Genomic DNA, 19,679 nt, shown 5'->3' with positions numbered 1-19,679 from the left:
ATAGAACAACAAATTACATTTCTCTCATCGCAGTTTACAACGTCTCTCGAGACGTTGCAAGGTTCTGGCCGAAAGGCCAGGTTCTTATATGTTGTTAAGGATGCTTTTCTTAAAAGCTCTCCCCTAAACTAAATTCAAAAACAATTTAACAATTCAAAATAAACTAGGATCAAAGTGTATCCTAGACTTCTAAGAATGATTAAAGCCAAGCTCGAAGAGAGATTGGTTTTTGCGTTTAACGAGTTTGTCCTTGTTTTAGAAATTGCGCTCTGCAACACTGTTCCACTAAATAAGAAATCTAAATTTAGAGAATTGCTGCATTTGCCGTAAGATAACAGAAGTCATGAGTTTTTCCATTAACTTCCTCAAAAAAATCTTTAAACACTATGCAGAATCTATGGATATTGCATGAAGATATTGCTTTAGCCGTAATCAAAATTCTGGATAAAAATAACCTACGCAATGATTGAAGATTTTTTTTTCACAGCCGATTCTAAATTCGCCTTATGAATATCCAGGACGTCACTGGGATCTTGATGAAATTGGGCAGCCTACTGGGAAAATTGTCGAAGGACGGCGAAGATCAGAACTTATTACCCCAATTTCTCATCCACAAAAGCTAAGAAAAAATGCCAAGCAAGACTATCTCGAATTTTCAGGTCTTACTGGCTTTGATACGGAGACTCAAAAATACGATCCTTTTCCCATTATCAACATGGTCTGGAACTTTGTCGATGACTGGAGAAAGCTAAAATCTCCTACCCAATGGTTAGTGACACCCGAAACCGCTCGTTTGCTTGAATATTGGAGAAGTCATCAATTTCAAGGAGTGCGACCTTTTTTTGTCAAGTGGAAGCAGTTGAGACTCTGATTTGGCTCACGGAGGTTGCGCCAAAATTGCCTAAGGACTCGTTTGGTACAGGAATCTGGGCTCATTTAAAAAGTGCAAATTTGGAAGCGAATCCCGAGCTAATGAGAGTTGCATTGAAACTTGCAACCGGAACGGGAAAGACTACTGTGATTGCCATGATAATCGCCTGGCAAACGATCAATGCGGTCAGACGGCCCGCTAATTCTAATTTTAGCCGCGGCTTTTTAATTATAACTCCTGGACTTACAATTCGAGATCGGTTGCGCGTATTAAAGCCTAATGATCCGGACAGTTATTATCGTCATCGTGAAATAGTTCCTTCTGACATGTTATCTGATTTAGAACGTGCAAAGATTGTAATTACAAATTATCATTCATTCAAGCTAAGAGAAAAAATAGATATTTCGCGAATTGGGCGACTTCTTTTAAAAGGCCGAGGTCCCGAACTGAATACGATGGAAACAGAAGGTCAAATGATCCAACGTGTGAGATGCCAGAGTTAATAGGTTTTAAAAATATATTAGTTATTAACGATGAGGCGCATCATTGTTATCGGGAAAAGCCAGAGACGCAGGATATAGAGAACCTGAAAGGAGAAGATAAGGAAGAGGCCAAGAGAAATAACGAAGCCGCACGACTTTGGATATCAGGAATCGAAGCCGTAAAACGCAAATTGGGCGTAAAAATGGTTTATGATTTATCCGCTACTCCGTTTTTTTTACGAGGCTCAGGACGTTACGTTTTCTTCTAAATCTTCGGAACCGAAATTCCTCGCTTGATTGGAACACGAAACTTGGAGATATTTAGGTACTTTAGATTCAAAAAATCGTTTAGAGCAAGAGAGAATCCCTCATGAAATATGTACAAGAGGTTCTGTCCAGTTTCCTTACGTCGAACTCACATTTATTATAATATTTCCACGGATAAAAACGTGATATCGTCTTGAATTTTCTGACCCGAAAGAAAGGATTGAAGATCCTCGAATACGAATTGTACGATTTCTGAAACGGGTTTGGAGGCCTGTTTAAGTATAGATTCTGAAAGTCTACGATCTCCGAATTCTTCGTGGAATGGATTGAATTCTTCCGTCATTCCGTCCGAAAAGAAAAATAATTTATTCCCTTTGGATATCTCTAAGAACTGAGAATTATATTTTGTATTTTCAAGAATACCGATGATCGGTCCGCTTCTAGGCAACCTTGTAATCGTATTTCCGGAAAGATAGAATTGATCCGGATGGCCCGCTGCGGAATAGGAAAGTATTCCTTGTTCTACATCTATGTCGGCTACAAGGCAACTGAAAAAGGATTTAAGTGTTTTGTATTTTGCGATGATTTCCTGGTTGAGTTCGGAAATTATTTTACCTGGAGGTAGGTCTAGATATTTCAAACTTTCATATTCGGATTTAATCAGCATAGTGACTAACGCAGCTTGTACTCCATGACCGGTAGCATCCGCTAAAAAGATTCTCACCTTACCGGGAGAAATTTCCGCGTAGTCGTAGATATCGCCTCCGACTTGGGTCATGGGAACGTATTTCGTAAGAATATATATTTTATCTAATGTAGCTTCCGGTTTTGGTAGAATTCTGTCTTGAATCTTTTGCGCATAGAGCAAGTCTTTTTGAAGCAGATTGATCGTATTATTGAGTTCCGCCGTTCTTTTCTCGACTTTTGTTTCGAGTTCCGCGTAGAGGTTTGCATTTTCGATTAAGATCGCTGCCTGCCCGGCGATCAGCTTCAGAGTTTGAATATTGTTTTCGGTGAACACTCCTTTGACTAATTGATTTTCGAGATAGAGAATCCCTTTGAGTTCTCCTGTGTGTAGCAGAGGAATACAAATCATAGATTGAGGTTTTTTTTCTTTGATATACGGATCGGTAAAATCTTTGATCAAAGAGGAATCCAATTCGCGAGTGGAAATTATCCTATGTGTTCTGAAAACATAATTAAGGTATGAAACCGGATATTGAGTTTCATCAATTTCCGGAAAATTCTCCACTATAATTTCCGTTTCACCACTTTGCCCCGTAAGATAAACCGTTAGATTTTTGTTGTGTAAATGGAAATAAATTGCTCTTGTCGCACCTGCGGTCTCTATGGCGATTTGAATTAATTTTTTTAAAAGATTATCTAAAACAATCTCTTCAGAAAGAACATTATATGTTTTTAATACAACTTCCTGGTCCAAACTCGTGTTCGGGTTGTTAAGCTTTTTTTGAGTCGTTTCATGGTAAAAAGTGGGATTAAGCCGTTTTGCAAAACGATTTTTCAGGTCGATCACTTTGGCGGAAGCTCCCCATTCGGAATAAAAATTGATGGCGAGTCGTATATAGTGGTTTCCTAAGGAAAAGTTCCCCATTTTATAATGAAATCTTGCGGCAATTTCGCTGGATAGGGCTTGAAATGAAACAAAACCGGCTTCTTGAAAAAGTTTGATCGCTTTTTCGTAACCTGTGGTGGCTTCGGAGGTTTTTTTTCGCACTCTTTCTCTTTCCGCGTGTAAAAGCTCGAGAAGTCCCATAAAGTTTTCAGGGCAATTTTTGCTCCACTTAGTAAAATAAGAGAATATAAGATTTAGCTTTTTTGAATATATAATCCTGTAAGAAAAGGGAAATTCTTCAAAATTCGCCAAAATGGTGAGTCCGTAATAAAACCAAAATTCGGCAAAGGGAATCAAACCGAACGCATTCTGAATTAGATCTTCACCTTTTTGGCCGTAGGAGAGAGCTTTTGAAAATTGTTCCGAAAAATAATGAAGTTTGGTAAGATCGTGATAGTAATAGAAAAGTGCAGTATAATTCTTATCTCGCAGGATTTTTCTTTCGAAATTTTCCGTTTGAAATTCCGAATCATTCAAGGAATTAGGGGACGAAGTTTTTCCGGCGAGCGCTTTAAGCAACTGATGGGAACTTTTTGCAATCGTAAACGCGAAATTATCTCTTGCAGTTCTAAAGTATCTCTCCGCAAAATCTGCGTGTATTAAAAGTTCTTCTATCGGATAGGAAGCGAAGATTTTTTTCTGGATCTTTGCCTGTAGACTAAATCCCGCATAAAGGATATCTCCGTTTTGTAAGGCTCCTTTGTGAACCTCATCCAACAACTTTATGTCGGGAGTGATGTGCTTCTTCCAATGGCAAAGATAAGCTGAATAAACGTACTGTACTTTCCATTTTACCAGGTCGAAGGGAATCCTTTCGTTTAGATCCATCGCAATCTTGGAATAACGTATACCTTGATTCGGATCTTTTAGTATTTGGTTCACGATCATTCCGTAACCGCTGTATGCGATCGGGCTACTTCTGGAAATTCCTTTCGTTAAAGAAATATTAAATATCTTTAATACTAAGAGTACAAAGAGATTTTGGTTGTACGTGAATGCGGAAGGGCCAAGATCCGCGAAAAGGTCGATCAGGGCTTGGTATTCCGGCTCCGAATTTTCCTTTAAATGAGCGAGTTCGAAATCCGATTTTCCTTTGGATAAAATTAAAGAGAGAAATAATTCCTTAAAAAGTGCCAAATTAATCTTAAATCGGGAGGAAGGGATGTGAATCTTGCAACGCTTCATCGCGCATAAACCGGCTGAAACGGCTTTTTCGACCTTGTTCATTTTAGAATAGAGCCGAACTCGTATCATATTTGCACGAATGTATTGTAAATTCGAAATACTTAAATTTTCTAATAATCCCAAAAGTGATATTGCCCTTTCGTAATTGTTCAGCAGATATTCCGTTTCTGCGGTTTCCAAAATCACATTGGAATAAAATTCCAGATCTTTGATACAAATTTCCTGGTTCTTCAATGCAAAGTTTAGGTATTGAAGGGAACTTTCATAAGAACCTAAGTTTTTGGCTTGGAGACCGGTTTTGTAGTTTAGGATCGTAAGGTTATTACGAAGAGTTTCTTCTTCGATTTGATCAAGAGCCTGATTAAGATGATTCGTGATTTCAAAAAGGATTCTATTTTTAGGTTGTGGACCGTGAATGGCAAGCAAGGTTAGTCCCGCTTGTTTATGAAATTTTTTCCGCTTTGATTCTTTCAAAAGGCTATAAGCCGCTTGTCGAACTCTGTCGTGCGAAAAACCGAAGGTTCTTTCTGAAGAAAGGCTTTTTTCAAAAATGGATTGGTTCTGATTATGAAAGGGTACTAAAAGTCCTTCTTTTACTGCTTCCCAAAGAGTTTGATTCAGTTTTGGAATATCAAAAAAACTTAATTTTGAAATGAATTCTAAAGTGAATTGTTCTCCCAAGCAAGAACAGATTCCGAGCAGTTCCTGAATTTCCGGAGTAAGCTCCTTAATTCTATCACAGAGAAAATTGACGACATTATCCGCAGCCGATAGACTGTCGACTTTTTCGAGATCCCACTTCCAAAGTTGAGATTCGAATTCGTAAGAAATAATATTCGTTTTTTTACAGGTTCTAAGAAGCTGAATGATTGCTAAAGGGTTGCCCAATGTTTTCTTATGGAGGATGGAGGTCACAGATCGAATTTGCTCTTCTGAGCTGGGAACCAAATCCTGAATAAGGCGATAAACGCTTTTTTTATCGAGTGAATCGATCGTGATCAGACTTTTCTGAATCTTATTAGTTTCGATGGATTTTAGGATTTCGGAAAACGGATTTGGGGATTCGACAGCCTCTGGTCTAAACGAGAGAATACATAAGAAATTCTTAATTTTCGAATGGATAAAAAAAGTTTCTATGAGATTAAGACTTGCCGGATCGGCCCATTGTAAATCGTCCATGTAAAGGACGAGTGGTCTGCTCATTTCGGAAAGGATTCTGATAAAGTTATGGAAAGTATAGTAGAAACGGTTTCGATTCTCGTCCGGAGGTAATTCGGACAATTCTGGTTGCGGACCTAAAATAAACTCCAATTCGGGAAGCTGGTCCAGAAGTATTTTTCCGTTGTCTCCTATATATTGGTTGATCAGTCTTTTTAATTTCCTGATTTCTTTTTCCTCTTTGGAAAGTAAAATTGGAACTAGGTCCCTTAAGGAATGTATAAGTCCACCGAACGGAATCGACCTTTCATACTGATCGAACTTACCTTGGATGATGATCCCGCCTCTTTCGGAGATACTCTTTAAAAAAAATTTTGCAAGCGCCGATTTCCCGCAACCGGAATCACCTGTGATGAAAACAAGCTCCGTATCTCCTTGAAGTACGTTATTAAAAGAGGATTCTAAAACGGCCTTCTCCTTATCTCTTCCGTGAAGAATGGAGGAATCAAATATTAGTTCCGGGATGTCTCTGGAGCCGGGAATGAACGTTGAATCGATTCCTCTTTTTTGAAAATTTTGAAGGCAGAGTTTTAAGTCGTATATCAATCCGTCAATGGATGCATAACGTTGATCCGGATCTTTTTTAAGTAATTTAGAAATAACGAGTGAAATCGTAATAGGCAATTCTTTCCGAATTATGTGTACGGGAGTCGGTTTTCTTGCAAGATGGGCGTGTAAAATTTCATTGCCGTTCCTGGAAATAAACGGGAGAATTCCGGTAATCATCTGATAGAAAACGACTCCCAAGGAATAAAAATCCGTGCGAAAACTCGGAATGCGTGAGAGTCTTCCGGTTAGTTCCGGAGAGATGTAGGAAAGAATTTCGACGGGCAAATCCGGCGTAATAGAAATTGAGGTTTCTTTGTCTGAGAAAGTTGCGGATGAAAAATCCGTAATTTTAACTATCCCTGTTTTCGCTTGAACCCAAATGTTATCTGGACGGAGCGCTTGATGGAGAATTTTTTTTTCGTGAATTTCTTTGAGCGCTAAAGAGATACCCATGGCAATCTCAAAAAATTTCTCAATGGAATTCACGCCGTTAGGAAACAATCTCGAAAGAGGAACGGAGTCGCAGTCTTCGATTACGAGAATTGGAATGCCTTCATGTCGTATTAATTCCAGAAAATTCTGAATTCTTGGTCCTTTAACAAAATTCGAAATTCTAAAATCGTGATATATTTTTTGAATGTCCTTAATGGTTGGTTTTTTTGACGAAGGAGTTTGAGAAGAACGCGTTTTCCCGATCTTTGATCCAGAGATCTATATATTAGAAATTGATGATCTACGGAAAAAAATCCAAGCGTCTTAAAACCGTGGAGCTGGAGTTTCATCCTAAAACAATTAAATTCCCTTTCTAAGGTCGAAATCGAAAAGAGAAGATTTCATTTCCGAAATTTAAGAAAAACATCGAGCCGCTTCGATACCACTTACGACGGTACTTTCCACACATCCTGCGTTTAACACGGAATTTTGAATCCAATCTCCCGTAATTACAAGGTTGGAGTATCCATTATCTCCCGTGGGAAGTCTGTATTTTGTCGAACCTTTCACCGATAAAACGTATCTTTCCGTGGGTTGAATATTTAAACGGACATATTGCGACTTGATTTTTCGAGGTCCTTTTTCCGCCTTGTCGGCATCCAATAGAAGGTCCCAATTGAATCCTGAAGTTTTCCCAGGAATCGTAGAATTCGGCCAAAGAATATGTATATCTTGCTCTAGAAATTTCGCAATCCTTCCCTTTAATTTTTCCATTTGAGTTGGTATATCTGGGTCAACCAGAGGATCCTTAGGCGTTATTCCGACGGGAGAAGGGCCGCAAAAATAAGCGATATGATTCGGCGAGAGGGAATCCGGCCAAGACTCCCTATTGATGAGGTGGCTCATGTCGCACCAAGTGTCAAAAGGTTCCACGTAAGATCCTAACACAGGAGGTTCGTTTTTCCAATATTTCCATCCCAGACCTGCAATATCGGGATACATCCAAAGTTGAAATGCATCCGTTAGACAAGTTGTGACTGATTCCGTCATTTGTTTCCATTTTGAACTTTCCTCTAAAATTTTCGGGCATACAAAAGGAATTGCGCCTATGGAAATTCCGAATACGATTCGATCGAAATCTTTTCCGGATTCAAGAACGATCTCCTCTTTATCCTGCCATGTGGACCAATAGTTTTCCAAGTCTATATTATATTTTTTTAATTCTTCTCCTTCCTCGATCTGATCGTAGAGAGGTTTACTCGGCCAGCATGCAAGTCCTTTTACGTTTATCAGCGGATGATACTCGTCTTTATATAAGTTCACTTGTTTGCCGATTTTTACGGTTTGAATCAAGGATTGTCCGTTCGATTTTCCGGGGATCAGTTCCCTCACTCGATGAAAGAATTTGATGTGAACCCCCCGTTTTTTCAGAATTTCATACAGAGGAGTGAAAATGACATCTCCCATTCCCGCTTGCATTCTATAAGCGACTGCACCTTTATAAGTGAAGACCATTCTTAAAGCTCCTTTAAGAGCCGTGCCGGCAGCGAAAGTGTATTGCTCCTTCCCTCCGAATACGAGACCGTAGATTGCTTGTACGATCGCGGAGTTGATCGTGAGTTCGTTTGCTCCGTGACGTTTTAGCCATTCTCTATAATCGAAGTCGTCTATACTTTCGAAACCTTTCTCTAAAACGCCGTCTTTGATTATTCCTTTGATATTGGTAAGACTGAAATCGACTAAGATCCAGAATCTTCTTGCCTCAGTGTTCGATTCGATCTTTTTTTCTACTTTTTCCCAAAGATCATCAATGAATAGATCTATGATCTTAAGAAAGCGATCATGGACAAAATCATCGTTTAGTTTATCTGCAAGATTTTTTAGAACGAAAATGATTTTTTCGATCACGTCCACTCCGACTCCTTCGTCTTCTATCCATTTCAAAATTTGTTTACAGGAGCTTTGATTGTTGATTTGATCGTTTTCCGGAAAAATAGATTTCCGATAACTTACATAATATTCGTTCACGTAATTTAGAATCATCAAAGGGTAAACCGAAGGATCCGGAAGTTCGGTCGTATCTCCGGGGATTTGATTATTCATTGGAAATCGCATCGGCCAAGGTTGGTAATTTCCGTTTATCTGTTCCTCCAATACGAAAAAATTCGCCGGTTTAAACGCTTCTTCCCAGGTAGCCAAAGGATCGGTGAGAGGTCTTCCTAATTCTTGATAACATTTTCTGATGAGTTGAAAAGCGTGATCGTAAAATCCGAACCAGATGTGTAATCCGTGTTCTTCGATTCGATTGGAAAAGTCCTGATTTCTGCCGCTTGCACCTTTTCCGCCGAGCCTCCAACCTAATTGATAAATTGTGATGTCGTATTTTTCCTGCCAATCGGGTTTAGAAGTGATTTCGTATGCGGTAACGAGAGAACCCAAGCCGCCTCCGAGTATGATTACTTTTTCTTTTTTGTTCTTCATAAAATCTCCTCTACTATCAGTTAAGCTATGTTGGTGAAATATATTAAAATTTTAATATATATTTACAAATTGAATTTAAACTAACAGATTCCCAAACTCGGCCTCGTTTTTTATATATGTAGGTTTTTTCCGAAGCTGGCTTTAGACGTTTTGATGAATGATTTTTCCGGGAGAAAAATCAAAATCAAAGTCACACCAAATCCCGAATTGAATCGAGATGGAAGTGCTTTTAAGGCCGAAGTCGGAAATGAAAGGAAAATACGCGTTACTCAAAATATCTAAAATGTAATTCCCTTCCAAAATTCCTCCCTTACGAAAGAGAGTAACGTTACTATTCGCTTCTACGATTGCTTGATAACAAGCTAACTTAGGATCGGCTGCATCCCTAAATTGTTTTAAGAAGACCATTCCAACTTCGGGAAAAAATAAATGCTCCAAGAGATTGATCGTTGAGCCGGTATTCGGAATTTTGATCTTGAAAGGGTCATCGAAAAGAATTTTAAAGAATTCATTCCCTAACTTAGACAATTCGTCGAACGATTCCTTTGAATGAGTTTCTTCTGGAGGACAAGTAAGAGTGAATATTCGTTGGGAGATGGCCTGACGATCTTTGCCACGAGGGGTGATCGCATCCACGGAAAAGTATTCGGGAGGAACCTGAAGAGAAGGTATCTGAAATTCACCTTGAATTTTATGAAAACCGTAGATTTCCCTTCCCGTAGTCATTGCAGTAGGAATATCTACGAAAAGATAAGGTTGATAGAACCGGATTCGAAACGGATCTTTTGCAAAAAGAGGAATCCAAAAACCTACGTCTGTTTCCTTCACCCAGCCGCAGTCGTTGCCCGGAACGAGATATTGCTGTTTTGCAAATACAAGAAATAATTTATCCGTAAATGCGGAATAATACATCTTGCCACTTGCGGGACCGTTTAGATCTCGATCTACGATAGATTGAATTGCATTCTGATTTCCTTGTATACAAAAGGCGTAAAATTCTACTTGTTTCATTTGATAAGGCGGGGGAAGTTCTTGTTCACCTCCGCGAACGATGTAGTCCGTCATGTTGACTCCTGTGTCTTGGCGTTCAATGTTGGATATATTTTTCAGATATTGTAAATAATAAAATTATAGTGTTGCTGTAAAATGAATCATAAGCATTGGTAATGCTTATTAAATTTTTATTTTGTTATGATTTTTGCCCGTTAATTGTTACTTTAGGGTTTGATAAAGCTTCGATTGTTTTCGTCTGATGTTTGTTTTTTGGATTCAAGTTTCGGTTTAGAAACAAAAAACGTATTTTATAAGAGGATTTTAATGGTAAGTTATGCATTTTTAAGTGGGTTTTGTCGAGTTTAAATGGGAAGAAAAAAGGGCTGGAATTACTTAGGAAGTGAGTTTTCTTTTTGTAGAGATTTTATTCGAATGGATTTTTTACAGGTAGAAAAATTATTGATAGACGTATTTCTAATAATTATAATTTTCTAATGTTTGTAATAATTTTCAAAAACGCATCTTTTGTGATTTTTTGTTTTTGCCTTAAAGTTCAAATTTTTTATCAAAAAACAAAGTTAACGTATCGTGGAGTTAAGAAAAGTGCGGAGTGGAGTTAAAATCGACTGTGATCTGTCCTAAAAACCTAAAAAGAAATCAGTTGCAATAAATTGTTTAGCAAATTCGTGATAGAACGTAGGAATTCCTACAGGTTACGCCCTTTGAGTAAGTTGATGAGTTTTGGAACATCCTTATATCGAATTCACGTTAAATAGGGCGCCTATCGCTCTGCGTTTAACGGGTATATACGGACAGTTCCGAAAACAAGATTGTTCAATCCGTTTTCAGAACTCGATACTTATTGTGTAGGTTGATTGGTTCTTGTTTGATTTGGTGGGATAGTCGTTGAAGTCGGTGTAGGAATTACGACCGGTTCCTTGTCCACGACTGTGATTCCATTCTTTTTGTCGACGGTCCCACCTTCTACCATAACTTGTAAAGAACGAAGTCCAGGTTTGTTGCTCGTTAGCCATTTTTGAAAATTGGAAATTTTTTGAACGCAGTAATGGAATCCCCTGTCTGTGGAAATTTCGGAACCGGGAGACCAAGGGAACAAATCTTTACGAACGGAAATCGTTCTCACCACAAGAGAATTTTCTTCGATCGGAAGATTGAGAATGGAATTCTTAAACTCCTTGGGATAAGAAAAATATTCTTCCGCGTTACTGAAATAAATGACTCCAATCTTATGGCCTACTTTTTTCAAAGTGTTTCCTATTCCGGTTAACGTAATATTTCCGAGAAGATTTCCGCGAACCGGAAAAATTCTGCCTTCGATCGCCAATTTGCGAATATAAGAATATTGTTCTTCGTCGGTTTGGAACATCTTGTAGTTGTATTTTTTAGCGAGCATCAAGTTGGTCTTATGACGTTTGCGAATAAACGGAGAAGCTTGTTTATAAACTTTCTGGTAGATTTCCGGATCGGAGAAAGAGGCCTGAATTAACTCAAGGGCTTCCTTTTCGCCTTCTTTACCCCAGAGACGGATAAAATCCTCCTTCCTCTCTCCTTTTTTAAGGAAAAGAATCGTGATCGTATTTGCATGAACGACTATCTGGGTAAAGTCCATAAGATAAATAAAATCCGATTTCGCCCAAGCTGCAATCGTGAGATTTTGCTCCGACCCGACTCCGACATAAACGTTGCCTATGTTTTGAACGTGAGGAATGAGAAGATCCAAACGATCTTCATTGGAAACGGTAGTATCGCCCACGTCCCATTTTGTAGGAACGAGAGTTTCTTGGGGAGTCTCCTTAAAAATTCCGAGTTTGGAAACTAGATCTTGTTCGCTCAAATTGCGATTTAGACTTTCTTCGGCTTTTTTCGATCCGAAGCAAGACGAAAAACAGAGAGTCGAGAGTATAAGAATAGAATAAATTTCTAATTTAACATTATTGATCATATTAATTGTCTGCGTCCTTTGCGCAGCGAAAACCGAAATGATGGTATTCCGGAAAGTTTTCCGGAATGTGGGCTCTCCTTTTGGAGCCTCTTGCATAACTTGCCGGCCACCACCAAGAGCCGCTTTTTAAGACTTTCTTCGAGTAACCCGGACAGGATCCTTTTCCACCGCAAGGACCTTTTGGGTTTTTTCCTCTACAGGCGTCCCCGCAAACTTTAAAAGAAGGGGAATACCAATCTGCGGTCCATTCCCATGAATTACCGGCCATATCGTACAAACCGTAGACTCCGGGGGCTTTTGTTCCCACGTCGGCCGTCGGCATAAGATGGGGTTTTTCCGTTTTTTTAGCGACACATCCTTTGATGTCTCCCATCGCGATGATCGCTTTTTCGCAGGTTGCGGGTTCGTTTCCCCAAGGATATAAATTTCCATCGGGTCCTCTGGCCGCTTTTTCCCATTCTGCTTCCGTTGGAAGTCTCTTGCCTGCCCATTCACAGAATTCTTTTGCCGTATACCAGCTGATTCCTACTGCGGGTTGTTTGGGACCTAAGTAGGGTTTACCATAACGTGGTCCGATGTAATTACACTTACCTGCTTTTAAACATTCTTGGCATTTGCCCGCAGTTTTGCATTTATCAAATTCTTCGTTCGTGACTTCATATATGTCCATATAAAAGTCACTCACATAAATTTTCTCTTCCGGCTTCTCGTCCGCGTCGTACGTGTTACTTCCTCGTATGAATTCTCCGGCAGGAATACATTTCATTCCGGCGATTTCTTTACCACCGCAGGGAAGGGAGTCCGCAAACAATTTGTATGTACATTCTAAACAAGCGGTCGAAAACATTACGAGTAGAAGGATATTTCGAATTTTCGGTTTCATGAAGATTCCTATCCTAAAGGACCCATAGTAGAAAGGAGCTTTTAGAATGAGGATAGACTGAAAAAGGAAACAAACAAATCAAGTATTTTAAAAAATCTCTGGATTCTTAAAACGATCGGAACAAATTAGTTCTAATATTTTAAAGAGAATGAAATCGTATTCCGTCTTTCCATTTTGCACCATACTCTTCTTTTGTACGAGTCTGTTTGTAGTCGTCTCCTGCGGAGGTTTCTTTCGAAAGAAGATACAAAATTCTCCGTTAAATGATCCAAGAAAAATGCTCCTTGTTCGGATTGATCCTGGGCATTTAGGGGAATTTAAGGAAAAAACCGAAGGAAAGTATCCCATCAGTTATCAGGAGACTGATTCTTATTATTCCGTGATGAGTAGGGAAGATATCGAGAAATTCGGATTTCCGTCTCCGGGAATTACGATTGTCAAGCAGTACTTTCCGTTTAAATACTATTCCGGAAATTATCAAGATCTCATCAAAGAACAGTTTACCGGTCTTGACGACCTCAAAAAAGGGTATAAGGATAATATATTAAATATTCATTATTTACTTGGAGTTGCAAGTCGTTATCCTGAACGAGCTCGTATGGAAGTAATCGGTAAAACCGCAAGAGGTAGAGAGATTCCGGCGCTGCTTCTTACGAACACGAACCTGTCCAATGAGGAAAAAATCTCCGTTCTTTTCAATTGTGCCCATCACGCGAATGAAGTCATTTCGATCGAACACTGTTACGATATCATATATTCCGTTTTGTCCGAGCCTAAAAGATATGAGGAAATTCTAAATAAGATGAAGATCTGGGTTGTTCCGATTGTTAATCCGGACGGAGCTAGGCACTTTTGGCATGTGTCCAATTTGATGGGAAGAAAAAATGGTCATCCTGGAATTGGTCCAGTAAATGACAAATTAAATCCGGGAGTTGATATCAATCGAAACTATCCTTTTTTTTGGGGAAAAACGGGAGGGGGTTATTCTTCTTCGAATCCTTCCAACTATTTTTATAGAGGGCCTTCAGCGGGATCGGAGCCCGAAACAAAGGCGATGATGGATTTGGCCGATCGAGAAAGATTTGCTGCATCCATTAGTTATCACGCATATGCCAATTGTCTGTTAATTCCTTATTCAATCGATTCCTTGAACAATCCCGAACCGGACATGGCTGGAGAATTAGGAAGAAAGATTGCGGCTTCGGTCGTAAGCCTAAATCCCGAAAAAGAATTCGAACCGAAAAAAAATATTTATCCTATCGATGGAGTGGATCAGGATTATTTGTATTTCACTCATGGGACGCTTGCGTATTTATTGGAAACTACACATCTAAATCCCGCCTATGGGGAAGTGGAAAAGGTGAATGTTTCTTTGAGGGAAACTTGGAACATTTTGTTAAACGAAGTCTTAGAAGGAAGAAAAATTTTCCTAAAAGTTACGGACGAATTTGGAATACCTCTCGAAGCAAAGATAGAAATTGAAAGAGTAAAATACTTTCATGAGGAAATTCGGGTTTCCAATCCGGTCAATGGATTTTTCTTTCAGCTATTTCCCGATCGAAAGGAAACGAAGATCAAAATTTCCAAAAAAGGTTACGAATCCGTGGAAATTTGGTCCCGGCCGCGCCGAAACTGGGAACCTCTAAAGATCATACTTAAGAAAAGTGGAATTTAATGTTTCGTATCGGACAACTTGGAAACGAGGTATATCTTATCCTTTGTACACTGATTTGGGGAGGGACCTTCACCATGACGGTTTTTGGACTCAGGGATACTTCTCCCTCCATCTTTTTGGGGCTTCGTTTTGGGATTGCAAGCATCGTATTTTTTCCATTCGTTTGGAAAGAATTTAGAAACGGCAAAGTTTGGTATCCGAGTGCATTTTGGCTCGGAATGTTTTTATATCTCGGGTTTGCTTGTGAAACCTTAGGGCTCAAAACTACGACGGCGACCAAATCTTCTTTTTTAATCGGAACATTAGTTGTCATTACACCGTTTCTGGAAGCGGTCTTCAAAAGGAAAATGCCCGCAAAAGGAAATCTTTTGGGGGCTGCCGTGGTTTTTACTGGAATTTATCTGATCCTTTTGGGAGAAATTGGGATGGAAGGTTCCTTGATGATCACAAGTGGAGATTGGATTACTCTTGGCGGCGCATTTTTTTTCTCTTTATACATCATCCAAATGGATCGTGTAAGCGCTGAAATTCCGATTCGAGTTTCCATTTTTTATCAATCCTTTGTGGCAGGTTTTCTCGCTTTGGTGTCGGTGATCGGCCTTCATTTTATCGGAATCGAGGAAGTGAGAGTTAATCCGAGTATGAGATTGATTCCGGTGGTTTTGTACAATGCGCTTTTAGCTTCGGTATTGACCACATTTTTACAAACAAAATTTCAACGTTATGTGTCACCAACTCGTGTCGGAATCATTTTTTCTTTGGAACCTGTTTTTTCTTCCGTTATCGCTTTTTTATTGTTAGGTGAAACTTCAGGCCCCATTCGGATTGCAGGTTGTACAATCGTTTTTGCGGGATTGATTCTTGCAGAATTGATCGGAAAAGATCGATAAGCCGATTTTTGATTTCATCCGTTCGGCTTTCTCCTTCTATGTTTCTTGTATCAAGCCCTTCTGCTATTTTTTTCTACGTAAGACCATAAAGTTTAAGTTTATCGAACGATTCATAAAGAGCAGCACTTTGGTTTCTTTGGGGACAGGTTCTTATATTATTCCGTGTCTTTTGCTGCCTACCTCATGGAAGCGGCTTGTGGATGGTTTGTTTAAATCTAAATTAGTATATTACAATTTACCGAAATAATAATTGTTTCCTACCTCTCCGATCAACGTGGTTCTGCGGTATAAATTGATTGTGAATGGGGTAGGAGCCGAACGTTCCAATTTGCGATATCCTTCTGTATAGCGACGCATATCATTTCCGAAAATTCTCGCATCGGAAAGAAGTTCTATCACATTGTCGTACGTTTCCGGAGAGTTGATAATCCGAGGAATTGTTCCACGGTTCGATTTCAGTTTTTCCGAAATCTCATAAAAATTATTAAAAGATACACGTATGTCTTCTCGGTTTTCCCGGATCACTCCGGTGGACGCCGCGAAAAAATCTTCAAAATAATCCGCAGAAGGTAAAAAATCCGGAGGTCTTTGTTCCTTTTCCAAGTAGGTAGGTTGAAAAAAAGTAGTATCCTCTTTTTCGAAAGAGCCCGGATCGATATCGATTGTTCTTCCAGAGAGAATCGTGTTTGTTTGGAATGTGATTTTATAATTGTCCCAAAGCGTGACGGGTTCTTTAAGTCGGATCACGATCTCAATCGCTTTTGTCTGATCCTTGTTTAAGAATTTTTGGTCTCCTACCTCGTCTATCGGAACCACATCCAAACTGCGAACAATTCCTTTTTCTACTCCTAAAATTCGAACCGGCGCGCCCGGATGAATTCCTTCCAAACGAGGATAATAAATTTTCATGGTATATGGATATTCGTCTTGAGTTCCGGCTTTTTCGACCACGGAAACGTAGATCCCTAAGGAAAATCCTAAGAAGAAAATGATACCCGTCAGAATAGCTATATGTTTGGAAAGATTCATGAGACAGTCTATTTCTTATAAGATCGGATTTTATAGGACAGTTGTTCCGGCGCGACTTTCTTTTTTTGAAAAAAGGTTGGTTTCAAATTCGTATCGAACGGATTTTATGCCTCAGATAACGTGAGTTCGACATAACAAATGTGAAAGCGATATTATGCTGGATCTATAGAAGCAGCATTTTCGTTTCAGTTTGTGTGCCATTTTGTAGTTATAAAGTTTGCGAGTGATTCACCCAACTTTCTTACGTCAAGTTCACCTAAGAACTTGTCCCAAAACCTGAAGAAAAATATCTCTAAACGGTCCGGCAAGTTTTTAAAAAACGTGAGAGTTCCCACAGAAATCGTCGTATTGAAGGTTTTTCCTGTCGTTTAAGATTGTAATAGCTCCTACATTCCTAAGGTTTTGAGACCGGCTCTGATATGGCGCCCCAAAGCTGTCTTTTGTGGGAGCGGCATAGCCGCGACACTGTCATCAGTTCTCTGATCCTATAGATTGGTGATTTATGGGCTTTCTAACAGACTTAATCGTTGGAACACTCTCGTAAGTGGTTCCTAAAAATGTGTAGAAACGTTTCATTTTCAGAAATGAGACCATTTGATATCTTCGGTTATTTTTGGGATAAAATTTCTTAGATTCAATATCCCTCCTAAAATTCGGGTTTGTTTTGAATTCAACTAGGCTTTTCTTAAAATGGAGAAGTTCTCACATTAAAAAACGAGATGCAGAGTGATTTTAAAATCCGATATGGAAACCAAGGAAGAAATTTCCCTGAAGAATTTATTATGAGACATAATCTGATTGACTTCCTAAGAGAATTTGTGCAGAAAAGAAGAAACATTCTCCTTTTAGCTTTCCTGATCGGAATTTTGAGTATTGGAATAATGTTCGGGTTCAGTTATCAGGGGATGATGCCACGAGAATTGAATAAGTTAATTATTACGGGGCATGAAAAGCTCAAAACGGAAGAAATCGTAAGAATGCTTGAAATTCAACCCGGAACCTCCTTTGATACGTTGGACTTGGATCTTCTGGAAAAAAGACTTTCCAGGCTTCCCAGGGTCAATTCTGCCCGCATCACTAAAAAATCGGAAGATCAATTACTCATAGAACTCACGGAAAAAAAGGCCATATACGTCGTAAACTCAAACGGGCATCTTTACGAGGTAGATTCGGAATTACGACTTCTTTCTAAAAACGATGTTCGCGAGAAAGATCTCTGTATTCTTTCCGGAAACTTTCCCGTAAAAAACGGAGCTATCCAAGACGCTATCTTTCGCGATTTTTACAATTCGGTGGAACAAGCTTTTCGAATATATCCCGCTTTAAAGCCGAGAATTTCCGAAGTTTTACTGCAAGAAGATGGGGAAATTTTTTTCTTTGCGGACGAACCGATTCAATTGAGAATTCAAATCGGCACTCTACTTCATCGAGATCAAATCAGAAAACTCTACGCTATACTGGCGTATTTTGAAAAGGATCGGATCCAATCCGAACTTGTGGATATCAGAGGAGAAGACGCGGTCTATCACTGATATGTCGGAACCGAGAGATAAAATTATCGCTGCACTGGACCTTGGAACTTCTTTGACAAAGGTCGTCTTGGCTAGACCTATTTCCGAATATGAAGTGGAAATCATCGGGACCGGAGCTTATCCTTCCTCCGGAGTCAAAAACGGATCCATCATAAACATAGAATCCACTACACGTTCCATCGTAGAAGCAATCAGCGAAGCTGAGCTCACGTCCGGTCAAGAAATTTCTATAGTAGCGGTTAACATTACCGGGAAGACGGTTAAAGCCGATAATTCCAAAGGGGTGGTTGCGATCACAAACCGAGATAGAACCGTGACGGAGCCGGACGTGGTTAGAGTGATCGAGGCTGCGCAAGCGATCCGGGTTCCTGCGGATCAACAGATCTTACATGTACTCTCCAAAGAATTTTCGGTCGATGATCAAACGAGTATTCGAGATCCGATCGGAATGACGGGGGTTCGTCTAGAAGCAGAAGTTCATATTGTGACGGCGGGAATAACAGCAATTCATAATTTAGAAAAATGTATTGAATCATCCGGTCTCGCATGTGAGGTGATGATACTTTCCAGCCTTGCATCCTCTGAGGCGGTTTTGACTTCGGGAGAAAAAGATTTAGGGACCGCAGTCCTGGACATAGGAGCCGGAATCTGTGATTTGATCGTGTATGTGGACGGAGGGATTTCTTATTCTTCCGTGATACCTTTCGGAGGAATCAACGTTACGAGCGACATCTCCATCGGACTTAAAACCACCTTAGAAACCGCCGAACTTCTAAAAAAAAGATACGGACATACCGTTCTGTCCGAAATCGATCCTACTGAGACGATCGAAATTCCACCAATTAGCGGAAGACCCGCAAGGCAAGTCCTTCGAGAGGAACTTGTTTCTATCATCGAACCGAGGATGAGGGAAATTTTCGAAATGACGGATAAGGAACTGGAAAAGTCCGGAAAAAAAGGCCTACTTGCGGGTGGAGTGATCCTCACGGGAGGAGGAAGTCTGCTCGAAGGAATCGACACACTTGCGGAAGATGTATTTCGTCTAACGGTATCCAGAGCCAGACCCGGTGGAATCAGCGGACTCGCTGAAAAAGCGTCTTCTCCGGAATTTTCTACGGTGATCGGGATGATTAAATATGCAGATAGGATGACGGATATGGATCAGAAATCCGTAGACCGTTCGGAAGGCTGGTCTAAAAAAATCAGAAGATGGATTGAAGACAATCTTTGATCCGTCCCCCAAAAGGAAAAACAATATGATCCGATTTGAAGAAGAAGTAAAATCAAGCCCCGCAGTAATTAAAGTATTCGGAGTCGGCGGCGGCGGAATGAATGCAGTGACGAGAATGTCTAACTCCACTTTAAAAGGGGTTGAATTTACGATTCTTAATACCGACGAGCAAGTTTTACTTCGTTCTCCAGTGGAGAATAAAATCATTTTAGGAACAAAAGTGACTCGTGGTATGGGAGCGGGTGGCGATCCCGAACTCGGTTATAGAGCGGCGGAAGAAGATAAGGAAAGAATACAATCCTCAGTCCGCGGGGCCGATATGGTTTTTGTCACAGCTGGAATGGGGGGAGGGACCGGAACCGGAG

The 19,679-nt window shown here is 39.8% G+C and carries 13 protein-coding genes and 1 pseudogene (1 of these 14 cut by a window edge); 8 read left to right on the top strand and 6 right to left on the bottom strand.

What is annotated here, in order from left to right:
• Positions 1-466: 466 nt before the first annotated feature.
• From CLV95_RS03945 to CLV95_RS19235, 3 genes are read left to right on the top strand one after another with little or no spacing between them, the layout of a single operon-like run.
• Positions 467-871: a hypothetical protein gene (locus CLV95_RS03945; protein ID WP_230456542.1), complete on the top strand. Its 405-nt coding sequence runs from the start codon at positions 467-469 to the stop codon at positions 869-871.
• Between the two features lie 26 nt (positions 872-897).
• Positions 898-1,374, top strand: coding sequence for a DEAD/DEAH box helicase family protein (locus tag CLV95_RS03940; RefSeq protein WP_243406607.1), 477 nt, complete (start codon positions 898-900; stop codon positions 1,372-1,374).
• A complete protein-coding gene (locus CLV95_RS19235; RefSeq protein ID WP_243406608.1) occupies positions 1,362-1,622 on the top strand; it encodes a hypothetical protein in 261 nt (86 codons plus the stop codon). The genes CLV95_RS03940 and CLV95_RS19235 overlap by 13 nt, the downstream gene beginning before the upstream one ends.
• Positions 1,623-1,777: 155 nt before the next feature.
• On the opposite strand, the pseudogene CLV95_RS03935 reads toward CLV95_RS19235, so the two are convergent.
• The 5 genes and pseudogenes from CLV95_RS03935 to CLV95_RS03915 form a co-directional block, all read right to left on the bottom strand.
• Positions 1,778-6,987: pseudogene (locus CLV95_RS03935) on the bottom strand (SpoIIE family protein phosphatase).
• Between the two features lie 64 nt (positions 6,988-7,051).
• A complete protein-coding gene (locus CLV95_RS03930; RefSeq protein ID WP_002732361.1) occupies positions 7,052-9,118 on the bottom strand; it encodes an NAD(P)-binding protein in 2,067 nt (688 codons plus the stop codon).
• A gap of 141 nt (positions 9,119-9,259) precedes the next feature.
• Complete coding sequence (locus CLV95_RS03925) at positions 9,260-10,183, bottom strand: hypothetical protein (protein WP_002731320.1); 924 nt, start codon at positions 10,181-10,183, stop codon at positions 9,260-9,262.
• A gap of 787 nt (positions 10,184-10,970) precedes the next feature.
• The gene (locus CLV95_RS03920) at positions 10,971-12,074 is read right to left on the bottom strand and encodes an LIC_10091 family lipoprotein (protein ID WP_002731276.1); all 1,104 of its coding nucleotides are present in this window, start codon (positions 12,072-12,074) and stop codon (positions 10,971-10,973) included.
• Position 12,075: 1 nt separating this feature from the next.
• Complete coding sequence (locus CLV95_RS03915) at positions 12,076-12,957, bottom strand: formylglycine-generating enzyme family protein (protein ID WP_002731306.1); 882 nt, start codon at positions 12,955-12,957, stop codon at positions 12,076-12,078.
• A 277-nt stretch (positions 12,958-13,234) separates the two neighbouring features.
• Here CLV95_RS03915 and CLV95_RS03910 point away from each other — a divergent pair, with 277 nt between their 5' ends.
• Entirely contained in the window at positions 13,235-14,632 is a 1,398-nt protein-coding gene (locus CLV95_RS03910) for a M14 family zinc carboxypeptidase (RefSeq protein ID WP_228003526.1), read from the top strand.
• The gene (locus tag CLV95_RS03905) at positions 14,632-15,522 is read left to right on the top strand and encodes a DMT family transporter (RefSeq protein WP_002732266.1); all 891 of its coding nucleotides are present in this window, start codon (positions 14,632-14,634) and stop codon (positions 15,520-15,522) included. Before CLV95_RS03910 ends, CLV95_RS03905 begins: the two co-directional genes overlap by 1 nt.
• 228 nt (positions 15,523-15,750) lie before the next feature.
• Here the strand turns inward: CLV95_RS03905 and CLV95_RS03900 are convergent, their stop codons facing one another.
• Positions 15,751-16,551: an MlaD family protein gene (locus tag CLV95_RS03900; RefSeq protein ID WP_002723865.1), complete on the bottom strand. Its 801-nt coding sequence runs from the start codon at positions 16,549-16,551 to the stop codon at positions 15,751-15,753.
• 782 nt (positions 16,552-17,333) lie between these two features.
• Between CLV95_RS03900 and CLV95_RS03890 the strand changes: the two genes are divergently transcribed.
• The 3 genes in view from CLV95_RS03890 to ftsZ are tightly spaced (at most 25 nt apart) and all read left to right on the top strand, a layout consistent with a single transcriptional unit that may run on beyond the window.
• Positions 17,334-18,083, top strand: a complete 750-nt coding sequence (locus CLV95_RS03890; RefSeq protein WP_011671030.1) for a cell division protein FtsQ/DivIB — start codon at positions 17,334-17,336, stop codon at positions 18,081-18,083.
• Position 18,084: 1 nt separating this feature from the next.
• Positions 18,085-19,314 (top strand): cell division protein FtsA, encoded by a 1,230-nt coding sequence (gene ftsA, locus CLV95_RS03885; protein WP_002723867.1) that lies wholly within the window; start codon positions 18,085-18,087, stop codon positions 19,312-19,314.
• 25 nt (positions 19,315-19,339) lie between these two features.
• Positions 19,340-19,679: the start of a cell division protein FtsZ gene (gene ftsZ, locus CLV95_RS03880; protein ID WP_002723846.1), read on the top strand. It continues 866 nt past the right edge of the window; the window shows 340 of its 1,206 coding nt (coding positions 1-340); it begins with the start codon at positions 19,340-19,342; its stop codon lies beyond the right edge, outside the window.

It is taken from the genome of Leptospira borgpetersenii serovar Javanica (assembly GCF_003046425.1).
Lineage (GTDB): Bacteria > Spirochaetota > Leptospiria > Leptospirales > Leptospiraceae > Leptospira > Leptospira borgpetersenii.
This window is presented reverse-complemented; position numbering and strand designations above follow the sequence as displayed.

Bases quoted from the DNA above. Each gene is read 5' to 3' on its own strand.
- CLV95_RS19235 (WP_243406608.1), top strand. From the start codon at position 1,362: ATGCCAGAGTTAATAGGTTTTAAAAATATATTAGTTATTAACGATGAG.
- CLV95_RS03930 (WP_002732361.1), bottom strand. From the start codon at position 9,118: ATGAAGAACAAAAAAGAAAAAGTAATCATACTCGGAGGCGGCTTGGGT.
- CLV95_RS03925 (WP_002731320.1), bottom strand. From the start codon at position 10,183: ATGACGGACTACATCGTTCGCGGAGGTGAACAAGAACTTCCCCCGCCT.
- CLV95_RS03920 (WP_002731276.1), bottom strand. From the start codon at position 12,074: ATGATCAATAATGTTAAATTAGAAATTTATTCTATTCTTATACTCTCG.
- CLV95_RS03915 (WP_002731306.1), bottom strand. From the start codon at position 12,957: ATGAAACCGAAAATTCGAAATATCCTTCTACTCGTAATGTTTTCGACC.
- CLV95_RS03910 (WP_228003526.1), top strand. From the start codon at position 13,235: ATGCTCCTTGTTCGGATTGATCCTGGGCATTTAGGGGAATTTAAGGAA.
- CLV95_RS03905 (WP_002732266.1), top strand. From the start codon at position 14,632: ATGTTTCGTATCGGACAACTTGGAAACGAGGTATATCTTATCCTTTGT.
- CLV95_RS03900 (WP_002723865.1), bottom strand. From the start codon at position 16,551: ATGAATCTTTCCAAACATATAGCTATTCTGACGGGTATCATTTTCTTC.
- CLV95_RS03890 (WP_011671030.1), top strand. From the start codon at position 17,334: ATGAGACATAATCTGATTGACTTCCTAAGAGAATTTGTGCAGAAAAGA.
- ftsA (WP_002723867.1), top strand. From the start codon at position 18,085: ATGTCGGAACCGAGAGATAAAATTATCGCTGCACTGGACCTTGGAACT.